15 protein-coding genes and 1 riboswitch are annotated in these 14,868 nt (G+C 60.1%); of the genes, 6 read left to right on the forward strand and 9 right to left on the reverse strand.

The features are described 5' to 3' along the window. Nucleotides 1–72: 72 nt before the first annotated feature. A riboswitch (cobalamin riboswitch) is annotated at nucleotides 73–306 on the reverse strand. A 170-nt stretch (nucleotides 307–476) separates the two neighbouring features. Continuing rightward, nucleotides 477–1,058, forward strand: a complete 582-nt coding sequence (locus ACMGF8_RS27570) for a hypothetical protein (protein WP_102860749.1) — start codon at nucleotides 477–479, stop codon at nucleotides 1,056–1,058. A gap of 70 nt (nucleotides 1,059–1,128) precedes the next feature. Continuing rightward, a complete protein-coding gene (locus ACMGF8_RS27575) occupies nucleotides 1,129–2,448 on the forward strand; it encodes a PQQ-dependent sugar dehydrogenase (RefSeq protein WP_102860748.1) in 1,320 nt (439 codons plus the stop codon). A gap of 2 nt (nucleotides 2,449–2,450) precedes the next feature. On the opposite strand, the gene ACMGF8_RS27580 is transcribed toward ACMGF8_RS27575, so the two are convergent. The 6 genes from ACMGF8_RS27580 to ACMGF8_RS27605 all read right to left on the reverse strand — a co-directional run bounded on the left by ACMGF8_RS27580 (nucleotide 2,451) and on the right by ACMGF8_RS27605 (nucleotide 7,759). Beyond that, nucleotides 2,451–3,113 carry a class I SAM-dependent methyltransferase gene (locus tag ACMGF8_RS27580; RefSeq protein WP_102860747.1) on the reverse strand — a complete coding sequence of 221 codons (663 nt, stop codon included), beginning with the start codon at nucleotides 3,111–3,113 and terminating at the stop codon, nucleotides 2,451–2,453. A gap of 22 nt (nucleotides 3,114–3,135) precedes the next feature. Continuing rightward, nucleotides 3,136–3,669 carry a C40 family peptidase gene (locus ACMGF8_RS27585; protein WP_092311761.1) on the reverse strand — a complete coding sequence of 178 codons (534 nt, stop codon included), beginning with the start codon at nucleotides 3,667–3,669 and terminating at the stop codon, nucleotides 3,136–3,138. A gap of 164 nt (nucleotides 3,670–3,833) precedes the next feature. Beyond that, nucleotides 3,834–4,454 (reverse strand): C40 family peptidase, encoded by a 621-nt coding sequence (locus ACMGF8_RS27590; RefSeq protein ID WP_102860746.1) that lies wholly within the window; start codon nucleotides 4,452–4,454, stop codon nucleotides 3,834–3,836. A gap of 223 nt (nucleotides 4,455–4,677) precedes the next feature. Next, nucleotides 4,678–5,382: a DnaA regulatory inactivator Hda gene (gene hda / locus ACMGF8_RS27595; RefSeq protein ID WP_007898944.1), complete on the reverse strand. Its 705-nt coding sequence runs from the start codon at nucleotides 5,380–5,382 to the stop codon at nucleotides 4,678–4,680. Between the two features lie 215 nt (nucleotides 5,383–5,597). Then, complete coding sequence (locus ACMGF8_RS27600; protein WP_102860745.1) at nucleotides 5,598–6,671, reverse strand: AI-2E family transporter; 1,074 nt, start codon at nucleotides 6,669–6,671, stop codon at nucleotides 5,598–5,600. 38 nt (nucleotides 6,672–6,709) lie between these two features. Beyond that, entirely contained in the window at nucleotides 6,710–7,759 is a 1,050-nt protein-coding gene (locus tag ACMGF8_RS27605) for a DUF2066 domain-containing protein (RefSeq protein ID WP_102860744.1), read from the reverse strand. 370 nt (nucleotides 7,760–8,129) lie between these two features. Between ACMGF8_RS27605 and purM the strand changes: the two genes are divergently transcribed. The 4 genes from purM to ACMGF8_RS27625 all read left to right on the forward strand — a co-directional run bounded on the left by purM (nucleotide 8,130) and on the right by ACMGF8_RS27625 (nucleotide 11,045). Next, nucleotides 8,130–9,188 carry a phosphoribosylformylglycinamidine cyclo-ligase gene (gene purM / locus ACMGF8_RS27610; RefSeq protein WP_102860743.1) on the forward strand — a complete coding sequence of 353 codons (1,059 nt, stop codon included), beginning with the start codon at nucleotides 8,130–8,132 and terminating at the stop codon, nucleotides 9,186–9,188. Between the two features lie 11 nt (nucleotides 9,189–9,199). Then, nucleotides 9,200–9,850 carry a phosphoribosylglycinamide formyltransferase gene (purN, locus tag ACMGF8_RS27615; RefSeq protein WP_416760388.1) on the forward strand — a complete coding sequence of 217 codons (651 nt, stop codon included), beginning with the start codon at nucleotides 9,200–9,202 and terminating at the stop codon, nucleotides 9,848–9,850. Nucleotides 9,851–9,858: 8 nt separating this feature from the next. Continuing rightward, nucleotides 9,859–10,572, forward strand: coding sequence for a DUF3108 domain-containing protein (locus ACMGF8_RS27620; RefSeq protein WP_102860742.1), 714 nt, complete (start codon nucleotides 9,859–9,861; stop codon nucleotides 10,570–10,572). A gap of 284 nt (nucleotides 10,573–10,856) precedes the next feature. Further along, the gene (locus ACMGF8_RS27625; protein ID WP_011062706.1) at nucleotides 10,857–11,045 is read left to right on the forward strand and encodes a hypothetical protein; all 189 of its coding nucleotides are present in this window, start codon (nucleotides 10,857–10,859) and stop codon (nucleotides 11,043–11,045) included. A gap of 102 nt (nucleotides 11,046–11,147) precedes the next feature. Here ACMGF8_RS27625 and ACMGF8_RS27630 read toward each other — a convergent pair whose 3' ends face one another. From ACMGF8_RS27630 to relA, 3 genes are read right to left on the reverse strand one after another with little or no spacing between them, the layout of a single operon-like run. Then, nucleotides 11,148–11,687, reverse strand: a complete 540-nt coding sequence (locus tag ACMGF8_RS27630) for a DUF2058 domain-containing protein (RefSeq protein ID WP_060840548.1) — start codon at nucleotides 11,685–11,687, stop codon at nucleotides 11,148–11,150. A gap of 26 nt (nucleotides 11,688–11,713) precedes the next feature. Then, nucleotides 11,714–12,547, reverse strand: a complete 834-nt coding sequence (gene mazG / locus ACMGF8_RS27635; RefSeq protein ID WP_102860999.1) for a nucleoside triphosphate pyrophosphohydrolase — start codon at nucleotides 12,545–12,547, stop codon at nucleotides 11,714–11,716. 24 nt (nucleotides 12,548–12,571) lie between these two features. Continuing rightward, entirely contained in the window at nucleotides 12,572–14,815 is a 2,244-nt protein-coding gene (relA, locus tag ACMGF8_RS27640; RefSeq protein ID WP_102860741.1) for a GTP diphosphokinase, read from the reverse strand. Between the last annotated feature and the right edge of the window lie 53 nt (nucleotides 14,816–14,868).

Genomic DNA, 14,868 nt, shown 5'->3' on the forward strand with positions numbered 1-14,868 from the left:
CTCTCCGTTGGGGCTGGGGAACGGCGGGCAGGAAAAAAAAGAGACGGCGCTAGCCTGGCATCGCCCACCGTGATGCCGTTGGATGGATCAGGCCGGTCTCCGGGCTCATGAGGGGCATCGCTGCCGGGCTGCGCGCCTTCCCATGTCATCGACACAGTGGCATGTGGCACAGCCTTGACTCATCTACCGTTGCGGGGGCAGCGCCGGAATCGTTGCCGTGTCCATCGCTGGAACAGGCCCTGACCGGCTTCCCTGTTTCACTCTGTCGACCATGGGCCACAGAGCACCTGAAACAAGTCGCGAAGGTTAGAGGGTTGGGGGTGGAGCGTCAATTAAAGCCAGCCGTCGCACATCACACAAAACTGCACTGCATCAACAAACTGACGCCAATCTTGTGCCACACTCAGAGCGGTGATATCAAAAAGCCATAACTCAGGACCCAAGGTCCTGCCGCACAACAATAAGGAGTGAGCTCGATGCAAGGCATGATCATCAGCAATCCAAAGCTGGAATTCCTGCGCCCGATGCTGGAACGCTGGTTCGATTGCATTGACCGCTACAACGCAGTCCGCGGCGATAGCGAAACCCCGTACTGGTTCGATGAAAAGGCCAACCTGGGATTGCTTTCTGCGGCGGCCTGGATGGCGGAGATGATCAGCCTGGAACACAGCCCCAGCAAGAAGCAACAGGAAGACGGCGCCCGCAACGCTCGTACCGACCTGTACCTGGCCACCAAGGACGAACGCGCCTATATCCAGAGCACCCAGCGCTGGCCGCGGGTCAACAGCCTGCACCTGACCCAGCCATTGCTGGACATTGCCAGTGACGCCAGAAAGATCAGCTACCCCAGCGACCTGAGGCTTGGCTGCCTGTTTGTCGCCCCGCAAAAAGCCCAGCACAGCGCCTCTCCCGAAGAACTTCAGGACATGCTGGACGAACTGCAAAAGGAGCACTGCTGCGCCGTAGCCTGGTACTTCCCCTACGCCTACCGCAAGCTGCACAACGAAAGCGGCCACTACCATCCGGGGATTGCCGTACTGTTCAAGGAGGCCCGCTGATCAGGCGGAACCATCGACTGGCTATGCTCCTCTATGACTACGACGTTCGTGCACTCATAGGGAAATCAGCATGCTCAAGCTTCAACACACCTTGCTTATCGCTATCGCCGCCGGCCTCACCGCCTGCGGCGAAACCTCAAGCCTGCAAGTCTCGGACGGCACCGGACCGAACCCCAAACTGCCGCAGCCCAATCCCACGCTGATCCCCACGGTCAATATTGCCCCCGCCATCGGCTGGCCCGAGGGCGCAAAACCCACGGCAGCAGCCGGCACACAGGTTGCCGCCTTCGCCGAAAACCTCGACCACCCACGCTGGCTGTATGTATTACCCAATGGCGATGTATTGGTAGCTGAAACCAATGCACCGCCCAAGCCGGATGACAGCCAGGGCATTCGCGGCTGGATCGCCGGAAAAGTGATGGGCCGCGCCGGCGCAACCGTCCCCAGCGCCAATCGCATTACCCTGTTGCGAGACCAGGATCACGACGGCGTAGCCGAAACCCGCAGCTTGTTCCTGGAGAACCTCAACTCCCCATTCGGCATGACCCTGGTGGGCAATGATCTGTATGTAGCGGACACCGACAAGCTGCTGCGCTTCCCCTATCAGGCCGGTGACACCCACATCAGCGCAGCCCCCACCAAGGTGCTCGACCTCCCCGGCGGCACACTCAACCACCACTGGACCAAGAACGTCATCGCCAGCAAGGACGCAAGCAAGCTGTATGTCACCGTCGGCTCGAACAGTAACGTTGGGGAAAACGGCCTGGATAAAGAAGAAGGCCGTGCAGCCATCTGGGAAGTGGATCGAGCCAGCGGCAAGCATCGCCTGTTCGCCACCGGCCTGCGCAACCCCAACGGCCTGGCCTGGGAGCCGGTCAGTGGAGCGCTATGGACCGCTGTCAATGAGCGCGACGAAATAGGCAGCGACCTGGTTCCGGACTACATCACCTCGGTCAAGGACGGGGCTTTTTATGGCTGGCCCTTCAGTTACTACGGGCAACACGTGGACGTGCGGGTCAAGCCACAAAACCTCGAACAGGTGAGCAAGGCAATCGCCCCGGATTATGCCGTGGGCCCGCATACAGCCTCACTGGGCCTGACCTTCGCCGAAGGCAGCAAACTTCCCGCGCCCTTTACCGAAGGAGCCTTCATCGGCCAGCACGGCTCCTGGAACCGCAAGCCCCACAGCGGCTACAAGGTGATATTCGTGCCTTTCCGTGCAGGCAAACCCCAGGGACAACCGATCGACGTACTCAGCGGCTTTCTCAATGCCGATGAAAAAGCCCTGGGACGCCCGGTCGGGGTAGTCATCGATCAGCAAGGGGGGCTATTGGTCGCCGATGACGTCGGCAACAAGATCTGGCGGGTATCCGCCGCCAAAGCGCCCTGAGTTCAACGCTTGCGGCACAGGGTCAGGCCATCCCCCAAGGGAAGCAGCGACAGGTCGATACGCGAGTCATCCTTCAAGGCGCGATTGAGCGTCTGGATGGCTCGGGTATCCTCACTGGCGGCATTCGCCTCCAGCACTCGCCCGCTCCATAGCGTGTTGTCGAACACCGCCAGGCCCCCAACTCGCAGCAAACGCAGGGCAAACTCCAGATAGGCTGGATAATTGGCCTTGTCCGCATCGATAAAGATCAGATCGAAAGACTCAAGCTGGCCCGCCTGCTCCAGGCCAGCCAGAGTCTGCAGCGCGGGCGCCAGGCGCAGGTCAATACGCTGGTCGACTCCGGCGTCCTTCCAGTAACGACAGGCGGTGGCATTGTAATCGCCGGGAATATCACAACAGATCAACAAACCATCGTCGGGCAGCGCCTGGGCCATGCACAAGGCGCTATAGCCGGTGAAGGTCCCGACCTCGAGGATGCGGCGAGCACCGGTCAGCTTGATCAGCAGCGCGAGGAACTGCCCCTGCTCCGGCGCCACCTGCCAGCGCGCATTGGGCAGCGCCTGGGTTTCGTCACGCAAACGACGCAATAAGGGCGTCTCACGCAGTGAAACGTCCAGCAGGTACTGATAAAGGGCATCGTCGAGGTTGAGGGTACGAGCAGTCACGAGCACCTCGACCGGAGAAGTGTTATGGGTTGTGCGCCAGATGTTCCGGCTGCAGTACACGCTTGGCGCTCAGGTAGGCCTTCTGCCAATAGGCTTTGGACAGACTGTCGAGCTTCACGGTGCCACCTGTGGCCGGGGCATGCACGAAACGCCCTTCGCCAACATAGATCCCGGCATGGCTGACCTGAGAACCGCCATTGGTGGCGAAGAAGATCAGGTCACCGGTCTGCAAGGCATTCTTGCCCACATCCGGCGCCTGCATGCCGATCATTTCCCGAGTCGAGCGCGGCAAGGAAATACCCGCCGCATCACGGTAGACATAACCAATCAAACCGCTGCAATCGAATCCGGAGTCCGGTGTATTGCCACCCCAGCGATAGGGCGTGCCTACCAGACCCAAGGCGCGAAACAGTACGTCTTCGGCAACCGGAGAAAAGGCCTGGGAGGAATTGAATACAGGAGCACGTACCACAGGCGCCGGAGGCGGTGTACGACTGGCGCAAGCACTGAGCAGTGCAGCGAGGGCAATAAGCGCGAAACGGGCCGAGGTCGACATAAGCTGAACAATCCTGATCGGGATGCGGCTTTCTCTGCCGTGGTACTGAAAACAAAACCGCGTAAGCAGGGCTTACGCGGTTAGTTTCAACAATAGATCAGGATTCTAGCGCCTACACGCCAAACTTCAAGTAAGACTTTAACTTCGCCCTACAAACAGTCAGCTTATTTACGTGCAGTGACCACAGTCGGTGCCATGGCGAGGGCTCGCTTGGCTTCGATGAAGGTCTTGCTCCAATAGCTGTCACCCAGGCTGTCTACTCGCACGCCGCCACTGCGACGGCTGCTGGAGTGGATGAACTGATCATCCCCCAGATAGATACCGGCGTGGCTGACGCGCCCGCGACCGTTGGTGCTGAAGAACAGCAGATCGCCCGGCTTGAGGTTGTTACGCGCTACCAGAGGAGCCTTGACGTTGATCATTTCGCGAGTGGAGCGCGGCAGGTTCATGCCCGCCTCTTCGCGAAACAGATAACCAATGAAACCGCTGCAATCGAAGCCGGCTTCCGAGGTACCGCCGAAACGGTAACGGGTACCGATCAGGGACATGCCGCGCTCAAGGATGCTGTCAGCCAGAACTGGCAACTGGTAAGGCTTGCTGTCAGAGAACTCTGCCAGTTCCTTTTCAGTTGCCAGCTCTTCCTGGTAAACAGCGGAAGACTGGTTTTTTGCGGAGACTTGAGCCTGTTGCACGGGTTGCTGCTGAGACACAGGGGTGTGAGAAGCGCAACCAAACAACAGGGTAACGAGTGCGAGAGGCACGAGGGGTGCGAAGCGATTTAGCATGGGCACGACCGTGGCTTGAAATAAAAGAAGACGCGACTATGCCTTCTATCGCCCTCATTTGCAAATTCAATCGATCAGAATGTGACTTATGAGTTTCTTCCGTACATCTAAGGCTTTAAGCCCATTTTAAGTCCGCCCGCCTCTGGAAACCCTTCCAAAGGTGCGTTTTCTGACGCCTGAAATATGCCGAACGCCTTCCAGCAAAGCGCTGCAGGCCTTGGTTTTACCAGCCCAGAGTCTCTTTCAGGAAAGGAATGGTCAGCTTGCGCTGAGCTTGCAATGAGGCCTGATCAAGGCGCTCGAGCAACTCGAAAAGTGCACTCATGCTGCGAGTCCCGCGAGTCAGAATAAAATGCCCGACTTCATCGGTCAGATGCAGCCCACGACGGGACGCACGCAGTTGCAGGGCACGCAATTTATCTTCATCAGAGAGCGGACGCATCTGGAATATCAGCGCCAGGGTCAGACGGGACTTCAAGTCCGCCAGTTTCACCGGCAACTCCCGGGGTGAGGTCGAGGCCGCGATCAGCAAGCGTCGACCACTGTCACGCAAGCGATTGAACAGATGGAACAGCGCCTCTTCCCAATCGGCCTTGCCGGCCACCGCCTGCAGATCATCCAGGCAAACCAATTCGTACTGCTCAAGATTGTCGAGAATCTCGATACCACGATCCAGCAACTCTGCCAGCGGCAGGTAAACTGCCGGCTCCCCCAACTGCTCGAAACGCAAACACGCCGCCTGCAGCAAATGCGTACGGCCTACGCCGTCCTTGCCCCAGAGGTAGATCAGGCTTTCGGTCCAACCGGCGTCGGCTTCGCATAGGCGCTCGACGTAGCCGAGTGCAGCGGCATTGGCGCCTGGATAGTAGTTGATGAAGGTGGCGTCATCACGCAGACGCACACCTAGGGGCAGCTGAATCGGTTTCATGCTGACTGAACAGTTCCAAAGGAACCGTTAGTGGCCTCTGTGTAAAGTTTGCAAAGTTTATACCCGTGACGCCGAGCGCACAATGCAGCAGACCACAAGCAAAATCAAAGGTTTGCGTCAGCCGAAGCGGGGCAAAGGGGATTCTTTGACAGCCCGGACAGCAACAGATGGACAGTCATGAATGGGCGCCCCTGCTCGTCGAGCCTTTTGCCCGCCTACAGTTCGGGGTCTTCAGCACCACTGTAGATGTCCGAGTCCTTGTACAGGTCATGCACATGGCGTACGAGCACCATGATCACCGCCGCCACCGGCAGAGCCAGCAGCACCCCGGTAAACCCGAACAGCTCGCCACCCGCAAGAATGGCAAAGATTACCGCCACCGGATGCAGACCAATGCGATCACCTACCAGCAACGGCGTCAGCACCATCCCCTCCAGCGCCTGCCCGACCATGAATACCGCAACGATGCCGAGCATCGGGTACAGGTCGCCACCAAACTGGAACAGACCGGCTATCAGCGCAGCTCCAATGCCTATGACAAAGCCCATGTACGGCACGATCGCTGCCAAACCGGCAATCAGGCCGATCAACAAGCCCAGCTCGAGCCCTACCAACATCAGCCCTGCCGCATAGATCACTCCGAGAGCCAGCATCACCAGCAATTGCCCGCGGACAAATGCCCCCAGCACCTCATGACACTCACCCGCCAGGGACATCACCCGCTCCTCGCGATTGCGCGGCAACAGGCTCCGGATCTTGGCCATCATCAGATCCCAGTCCCGCAGCAGGTAGAAGCTGACCACCGGGATCAGCACCAGGTTGGCCAGCCAGCCGATCAGCGCCAACCCCGAAGCCGTGGCCTGGCTCAGCACCACACCCACGATGTCCGTGGTCTGCCCCATATGCTCGCTGATGGCAGCCTTGACCTTGTCGAACTTCCAGAAGCCATCCGCCAACCCCAGCCGGGACTGCACCCAGGGCATTGCCGAGTGCTGCATCCAGTCGAGCATTTGCGGCGCCAATTCATACAATCGCAGCAACTGCTTGGCCAGCATCGGCACCAATACCAGCAGCAGCGTCATCACGATCAGGGTGAACAGCGCAAACACAGCCACCACACCCCAGGTTCGGGATAGCCCCCATTTTTCCAGGCGATCCACCAAGGGGTCGAACAGATAGGCCAGCAACAGCGCCACCAGGAACGGACTCAGGATCGGGTGCAGCAGGTAAACCAACCCACAAACCAGGAGCACTCCACCCAACCAGACCCAACGACGCGTATCAGCCATAAACCACTCCTGCTTCTATATAGAAGGAAATCAACCTGCTACCAACGAAAACGCAACTGTGCCGGTGTCGCAGGCGCTGCGACCGGCGCGGTGCCTTGCCCGCCTTGCACAGACACCTGGGGAGCCGGCACCTCATCAGCCGGGATCTCTTGCAGCTTGGCCAGGGACAACTGCGCCCGCAGTTGCTCCGCGCTGCCATTGACCCGATAGACGACCCGGTCACCGTCGATACTCTGCAACTGCGCACCGAAAGGCTCCAAAAGGTGCCCCAAGGCGGCATAGTGCTCCAGGGTCATGCCCTGCACTTCCAGCAACTGCTCACTGGAAACACCGGGACGGGTAACGAAACGCGGTGCCAGACGCTGACTCACCGCAAGCAACACGCCATCTGCCAGGGCGGCGGTATCAGCCCCCTGAACAGTGCCTTGCTCTTTCTGATCGCCAAGCCACAACCGCCACTTGGCCTGCCATTGGCCGCCCTCTTCACGAGCATGTACCGCCAACAGCGCATCTGCGCCGTAGCGCTCGGAAGCTTCACGCAGCGGAGTCGGATCGGCGCCTTCGAGATTCGGCGCCGTCGCGACGATCTGCTCATCCAGGTCGCCAAGAGGCAAACGCAGAGGCAGGCCACGATGCTGAGCGGCTCGCCGCAGGGGCGCGGCACTGGCCTGGCCATCCCCGACCAGGCTCGAGCCTTCGGTTGAGTCACTCAGCCACCAACCGAGGATCGACGGCCGATTGCTTCCCCACAATGGCAACCCCGCCTGACGCAGGGCACGATCGGTACTGACCGGATCGAAGTCCACCTGCAAGCTTTCCGGCGGCCCGGCGTCATAACCGTACTGACTGATGATCTGCTGCGGGTCCTTGCGGATCGCTGCCAGACCGGGACCCTGCGCAGCCTTGGCGTCACCAGTGAGACGCAGCACCAGGGTTTCCAGTGCTCGCTGGGTGGCCTGGTTGCGCTCTTCGGGCGACTGGCTGCTCACCGGCTCACGCACCTGATACAAGCCATTGAGGGTTTCGGCATGACTCGCCAGGCTGACCAATGACAAACAGCCCACAAATAGAAATTTACCCAGACGCATGGAAGATTCCCGACGACAAAAAACGATTGAAACAGTACCCATGAACCGCTGCGAGCAAGGCTGTGACCACAAGCCCCGGCAAAACATTCACCCGTCGCCCGATTGTTTTCGCACTGTCATAACGATAGCCACTTGAGCGCTATACCTTATACAGGCATGGGCAGGGGCACCAACACGGCCAATCGCAGTTTTTTTAACCGGATATGCCTCTACCCGTCGGCCCGAGGATGGCCGCTGCCCCTCAAGCCTGATAAAATCGCGCGCCTTCGCAGACCGGCATCAGCTGGGCACCCTGAAACCCTTTTGCAGTGTTTCAGCAGGCTCTCTGGTTCGGTCGATACCCCCTGAATCCCCCCTAAAGGCCTGGATCATGAGCAAGCAACCCTCCCTGAGCTACAAAGACGCCGGTGTAGACATCGACGCCGGTGAAGCATTGGTCGAACGCATCAAGAGCGTCGCCAAGCGCACTGCGCGCCCGGAAGTCATGGGCGGCCTGGGCGGTTTCGGCGCCCTCTGCGAAATCCCGGCTGGCTACAAGCAGCCTGTACTGGTTTCCGGTACTGACGGCGTCGGCACCAAGCTGCGCCTGGCCCTGAACCTGAACAAGCACGACAGCATCGGCATCGACCTGGTGGCCATGTGTGTCAACGATCTGGTGGTCTGCGGCGCCGAACCGCTGTTCTTCCTCGACTACTACGCCACCGGCAAGCTCAACGTCGACACCGCAGCCCAGGTAGTGACCGGCATCGGCGCCGGCTGCGAACTGTCCGGCTGCTCCCTGGTGGGCGGCGAAACCGCTGAAATGCCAGGCATGTACGAGGGCGAAGACTACGACCTGGCCGGTTTCTGCGTCGGCGTGGTGGAAAAAGCCGAAATCATCGACGGCTCGAAAGTCGCCGCCGGTGACGCCCTGCTGGCCCTGCCGTCTTCCGGCCCGCACTCCAACGGCTACTCGCTGATCCGCAAGATCATCGAAGTATCCGGTGCCGACATCGAAAGCATCCAGCTGGACGGCAAGCCACTGACCGACCTGCTGATGGCCCCGACCCGCATCTACGTCAAGCCGCTGCTCAAGCTGATCAAGGACACCGGCGCGGTCAAGGCCATGGCCCACATTACCGGCGGCGGCCTGCTGGACAACATCCCGCGCGTGCTGCCAAAAGGCGCCCAGGCGGTGGTCGATGTGGCGAGCTGGAAGCGTCCGGCGGTCTTCGACTGGCTGCAAGAGCAAGGCAACGTCGACGAACACGAAATGCACCGCGTACTGAACTGTGGCGTGGGCATGGTCATCTGCGTCGCCCAGGACCAGGTCGAAAACGCCCTGAACGTTCTGCGCGAAGCTGGCGAGCAGCCTTGGGTCATTGGCCAAATCGCCACCGCAGCCGAAGGCGCGGCCCAGGTTGAGCTGAAGAACCTCAAGGCCCACTGATGCAAGAGCGGATGTCGCCGACCTGTGATGTTGTGGTGCTGCTGTCCGGCACCGGCAGTAACCTGCAAGCCCTGATCGACAACGCGCGGACCGACGACAGTCCGTTTCGCATCGCTGCCGTGATCTCCAACCGCGCTGACGCCTATGGCCTGCAGCGCGCCAAGGAAGCGGGTATCGCTACCCGCTTCCTTGATCACACCACCTTCGAAGGCCGCGAGGCCTTCGACCAGGGGTTGATCGAGCTGATCGATACCTTCCAACCAAAACTGGTGGTACTGGCCGGGTTCATGCGCATTCTCAGCGCTGGATTCGTCCGCCACTACCAGGGCCGCCTGTTGAATATCCATCCCTCGCTGCTACCCAAATATAAAGGGTTACACACTCATCAGCGGGCGCTGGAGGCCGGAGATACCGAGCACGGTTGCAGTGTGCACTTCGTCACCGAGGAACTCGATGGCGGGCCTCTGGTCGTACAGGCTGTGATCCCGGTAGAGTTGCACGACTCGCCGCAAAGCCTGGCGCAGCGAGTGCACGTCCAGGAACACCGGATTTACCCCATGGCCGTACGCTGGTTTGCCGAAGGTCGGCTGACGCTCGGCGATCAGGGTACTTTACTGGATGGTCAATTACTGGCCGCCAGCGGCTATTTGATTCGAACCTAGGAGATTTTATGCGTCGCGCCCTGCTCTTCGCTTGTGCTCTGTTCGCCCTGCCGGTTGTGCAGGCGGCAGACCTTCAACCGTTCTCCGCCAGCTATACCGCCGACTGGAAGCAGTTGCCCATGAGCGGCACAGCTGAACGCAGCCTGGAAAAAACCGCCAACGGCACGTGGAAACTCAGCTTCAAGGCATCGATGATGATCGCCAGCCTGAGTGAAGAAAGCACCCTGACCCTGGACAAGGACACCCTGGTGCCCCAGTCCTATCACTTCGAACGCGGTGGTCTGGGCAAGGCCAAGAAAGCCGACCTGGACTTCGACTGGAGCGCGAAGATGGTCACCGGCACCGACCGCGGCGATGCGGTCAAGCTGCCTCTGAATACCGGCATGGTGGACAAATCCACCTACCAGCTGGCCCTGCAGCATGACGTAGCCGCCGGCAAGAAGACCATGAGCTATCAAGTGGTCGATGGCGGTGAAGTCGACACCTATGACTTCCGCGTCCTGGGCTCGGAGAAGGTCGACACCAAGGCCGGCCAGATCGATGCGATCAAGGTCGAGCGCGTGCGCGACCCGACACAGAGCAAACGCATCACCGTGATGTGGTTCGCCAAGGACTGGGATTACCTGCTGGTACGCCTGCAACAGGTGGAAACCGACGGCAAGGAGTACAACATCATGCTCCTCAACGGCACCGTCAACGGCAAGACAGTCAAAGGCAGTTAAGCCGCAGCACGATCAAAGCCTCGCGAAAGCGGGGCTTTTTTTTGCTTGAAATGTCACTCCATGTCCGCCTGCCAGACGCCGGGGCAAGCCCTCCTAGATGAAACTTTTGTCATGAAACTTCGCCGACTGCGGCGAAATGTCACGGTTTTCGCGGCCTGCGGGATTGTCGCCGATCCTGCAAAGGTCTGTTGCAGATCCAGGCAATTTACTTAGCAAGCTAACAAAATATATAAAAGAGCCCTGCACACGCCTTGCTGCAGATCAACCGAGATTGGAGCTAGCAGATGACTGTAAAAGTAACTGAACGCGACGATTCACATATGTCCCATGAAGGCGTAGCCGCGGGTGTACGGATCTGGGATGTACATCAACAAGACATGCTGGTGGGCATGTTCCACTCTGAGAGCGACGCCCACAGCTACAAGGCTGAACTGGAAAAACTCGAGCAGAACCGCGCGCCTCAGAGTTCCTGACTCAACGTCAGCGCAGGAGCACCGGGATCTCCACGCGGATTCCTACCTGCTCCCCATAAACGACCAACCCCGCCATGAGCGGGGTTGGTCGTTACCTGATGCTTACCACATCAGATCATCAGGGATCTGATAGGCCGCGTATGGATCATCCTCATCCGGCGCCTCGGTGGGAGTATTGAGCTGTACGATACGCCGCGGATCGCGCTCCTGAATCTTCAGCGCCGCCTCCCGCGGAATCACCTCGTAACCACCACCGTGGTGAACGATGGCCAGGGAGCCACTGCTGAGCTTGTTGCGCATCAGGGTGTTCACCGACAGACGCTTGACCTTCTTGTCGTCGACGAAGTTGTAGTAATCCTCGGTGTTCAGCTTGGGCAGACGCGAGACTTCGATCAGTTGCTTGATCTGCGCTGCACGGGCCTTCTGCTCGGCCTTCTCCTGCTGCTGACGATTGAGCTCCTGGTCACGCTTGACCTTCTCGGCCATGGCTTCCTGGGCTGCGCGCTGCTGGGAGTCATCGAGTTCGATCTGGCCTTTATGGGCCAGGCGCTGCTGCTTCTGCTTGTCTTTGCTGACCTGCTTGGCCTGCTTTTGGTTGACCAGCCCTGCTTTGAGCAACTGGTCGCGAAGGGAAAGGCTCATGGTGCTTACTCACTTAGGCAACGGCCTCAGCCACAGCTGGGCAAATTCTTTTCCTGACGCTTGGCTTCACCCCACAGGGCGTCCAAGTCTTCGAGGGTGCAATCTTCCACGGGACGGCCGGTGTCGCGCAATGCCTGCTCGATAAATCGGAAGCGCCGATCGAACTTGGCATTGGCACCGCGCAAGGCGGTTTCCGGGTCGACCTTCAGGTGCCTGGCCAGGTTGACCACGACAAACAGCAAGTCACCGATTTCATCAGTGATGGCTGCCGGGTCGTTGTCGGCCATGGCCTCCAGCACCTCGTCCAGTTCCTCACGAACCTTGTCCACCACCGGCAGGGCGTCCGGCCAGTCGAAGCCGACCTGCGCCGCGCGCTTTTGCAACTTGGCCGCGCGGGACAGGGCCGGCAGGGCCACCGGCACATCATCGAGCAGGGACAGCTGCTGCGGAGCGTCGGACTTCTCTGCCCGTTCCTCGGCCTTGATCTGCTCCCAGCGCTCCTTGACCTGCTCCTCGTTGAGCCGCGGGATATCCAGCGGCGCGTACAAGTCGCCAGTAGGGAATACATGGGGATGCCGGCGAATCAGCTTGCGGGTGATGCTGTCCACCACCCCATCGAATTCGAAGCGCCCCTCCTCCCGGGCCAGCTGGCTGTAATACACCACCTGGAACAGCAGATCGCCCAGCTCACCCTGCAAGTGGTCGAAGTCGCCGCGCTCGATGGCGTCGGCGACCTCATAGGCCTCCTCCAAGGTATGGGGAACGATACTGGCGTAGTTCTGCTTGATGTCCCACGGGCAACCGTATTGCGGGTCCCGCAGGCGCGCCATCAGGTGGCGCAGGTCTTCAAGGCTGTACATCAGTTCATCCATTTCATGCGGGCATCACGGGGTTCGATTGCGCCGGGTCTCGATGATGTTCGGCAGCTGGGAGATGCGCCCCAGCAAACGTCCCAATGCATCCAGGCCCGGAATTTCGATGGTCAAGGACATCAACGCAGTGTTGTCCTCCTTGTTCGAACGAGTGTTGACCGCCAATACGTTGATGCGCTCATTGAGCAGCACCTGGGACACGTCACGCAGCAGGCCGGAACGGTCGTAGGCGCGAATGATGATGTCCACCGGATAGGTGAGCACCGGCACCGGCCCCCAGCTGACCTGGATGATCCGCTCCGGCTCGCGCCCGGCCAGTTGCAGCACCGAGGCACAGTCCTGGCGGTGAATGCTCACGCCACGGCCCTGGGTGATGTAACCGACGATCGCATCCCCCGGCAGCGGCTGGCAGCAACCCGCCATCTGGGTCATCAGGTTGCCCACCCCCTGGATCTGGATGTCGCCACGCTTGCCCGGCTTGTAGCCGGCGGCCTTGCGCGGGATCAGCTCCAACTGCTCGTTGCCGCGCTCGGGCTCCACCAGTTGCTGGGCCAGGTTGACCAGTTGCGCCAGGCGCAAATCGCCCGCACCCAGAGCCGCGAACATGTCCTCGGCAGTCTTCATGTTGGCCTTGTCGGCCAACTTGTCGAAGTCCACCTGAGGCAGGTCGAGACGATTCAGCTCGCGTTCCAGCAGGGTCTTGCCGGCGGCGACGTTCTGATCGCGAGCCTGCAGCTTGAACCAGTGGACGATCTTCGCCCGCGCCCGGGACGTGGTGACGTAACCCAGGTTCGGGTTCAGCCAATCGCGACTCGGGGTGCCGTGCTTGCTGGTGATGATCTCCACCTGCTCGCCGGTCTGCAGGCTGTAGTTGAGGGGCACGATGCGCCCGTTGATCTTCGCGCCACGGCAGTTGTGGCCGATCTCGGTGTGCACCCGATAAGCGAAGTCCAGCGGCGTGGCGCCCTTGGGCAGGTCGATGGCGTGGCCGTCGGGGGTGAAGATGTACACCCGATCCGGCTCGATATCCACCCGCAGCTGTTCGGCCAGGCCGCCGATGTCCCCCAGCTCCTCGTGCCATTCCAGCACCTGACGCAGCCAGGAGATTTTCTCTTCGTAATGGTTGGAGCCAGACTTGACGTCGGTGCCCTTGTACTTCCAGTGGGCACACACCCCCAGCTCCGCTTCCTCGTGCATCGCGTGGGTGCGGATCTGCACTTCCAGCACCTTGCCCTCGGGGCCGATCACCGCGGTGTGCAGCGAGCGATAGCCGTTTTCCTTGGGGTTGGCGATGTAGTCGTCGAATTCCTTGGGAATATGCCGCCACAAGGTATGCACGATGCCCAGTGCGGTGTAGCAGTCGCGCATTTCCGGCACCAGCACCCGCACGGCGCGCACATCGTAGATCTGGCTGAACTCCAGACCCTTGCGCTGCATTTTGCGCCAGATGGAGTAGATGTGTTTGGCCCGCCCACTGATGTCGGCGTTGACCCCAGTGGCCTTCAGTTCGTTCTGCAGCTGGTTCATCACGTCGCTGATGAAGCGTTCGCGATCCAGGCGCCGCTCATGCAGGAGCTTGGCGATCTGCTTGTATTGCTCGGGCTCCAGGTACCGGAAGGACAGGTCCTCCAGCTCCCACTTGATATGGCCGATGCCCAGGCGATGAGCCAGGGGCGCGTAGATGTCAAAGACTTCCCGGGCCACTCGATTGCGCTTCTCTTCGTCGGCGCTTTTCACCGCACGAATGGCACAGGTTCGCTCCGCCAGCTTGATCAGCGCCACCCGCACGTCATCGACCATGGCCACCAGCATCTTGCGCAGGTTTTCAACCTGCGCCTGAGTGCCGAGTACCAGGGACTGGCGAGGACTGAGACTGGCGGTGATGGCTGCCATGCGCAGCACACCATCGATCAGCTTGGCCACCACCGGACCAAAACGCTGGCTGACCGCCGGCAACTGGATCTGGCCCTCGCGGACGCCGCGGTACAGTACCGCGGCGACCAGGGAATCCTGGTCCAGTTTGAGATCAGCAAGAATCTCGGCGATCTCCAGGCCCGTGCTGAAACTCGACACGCCCTCGGAGCTCAGGCCTTTGGCGGCAATGTGTTGTAGCTCGGCCTCACGAGCGAACTCGCAGGCCTCTTTCAAGGCTTCACGGTCCAGTACCATGTCGACGCTGACCGTATGATCAAGCCATGCCTCGAGATTGATACTGCCGTCGGTGTTGATCGGCTGGTGCGCTCTCACCTGTACCATCTTGCTTTACCTTCCCTACGACGCACATTCAATGCGTCAAATCGCTGATCTTC

The sequence above is a fragment of the Pseudomonas sp. BNK-7 genome (assembly GCF_048072025.1).
In the GTDB taxonomy this organism is placed as follows: domain Bacteria; phylum Pseudomonadota; class Gammaproteobacteria; order Pseudomonadales; family Pseudomonadaceae; genus Aquipseudomonas; species Aquipseudomonas danubii.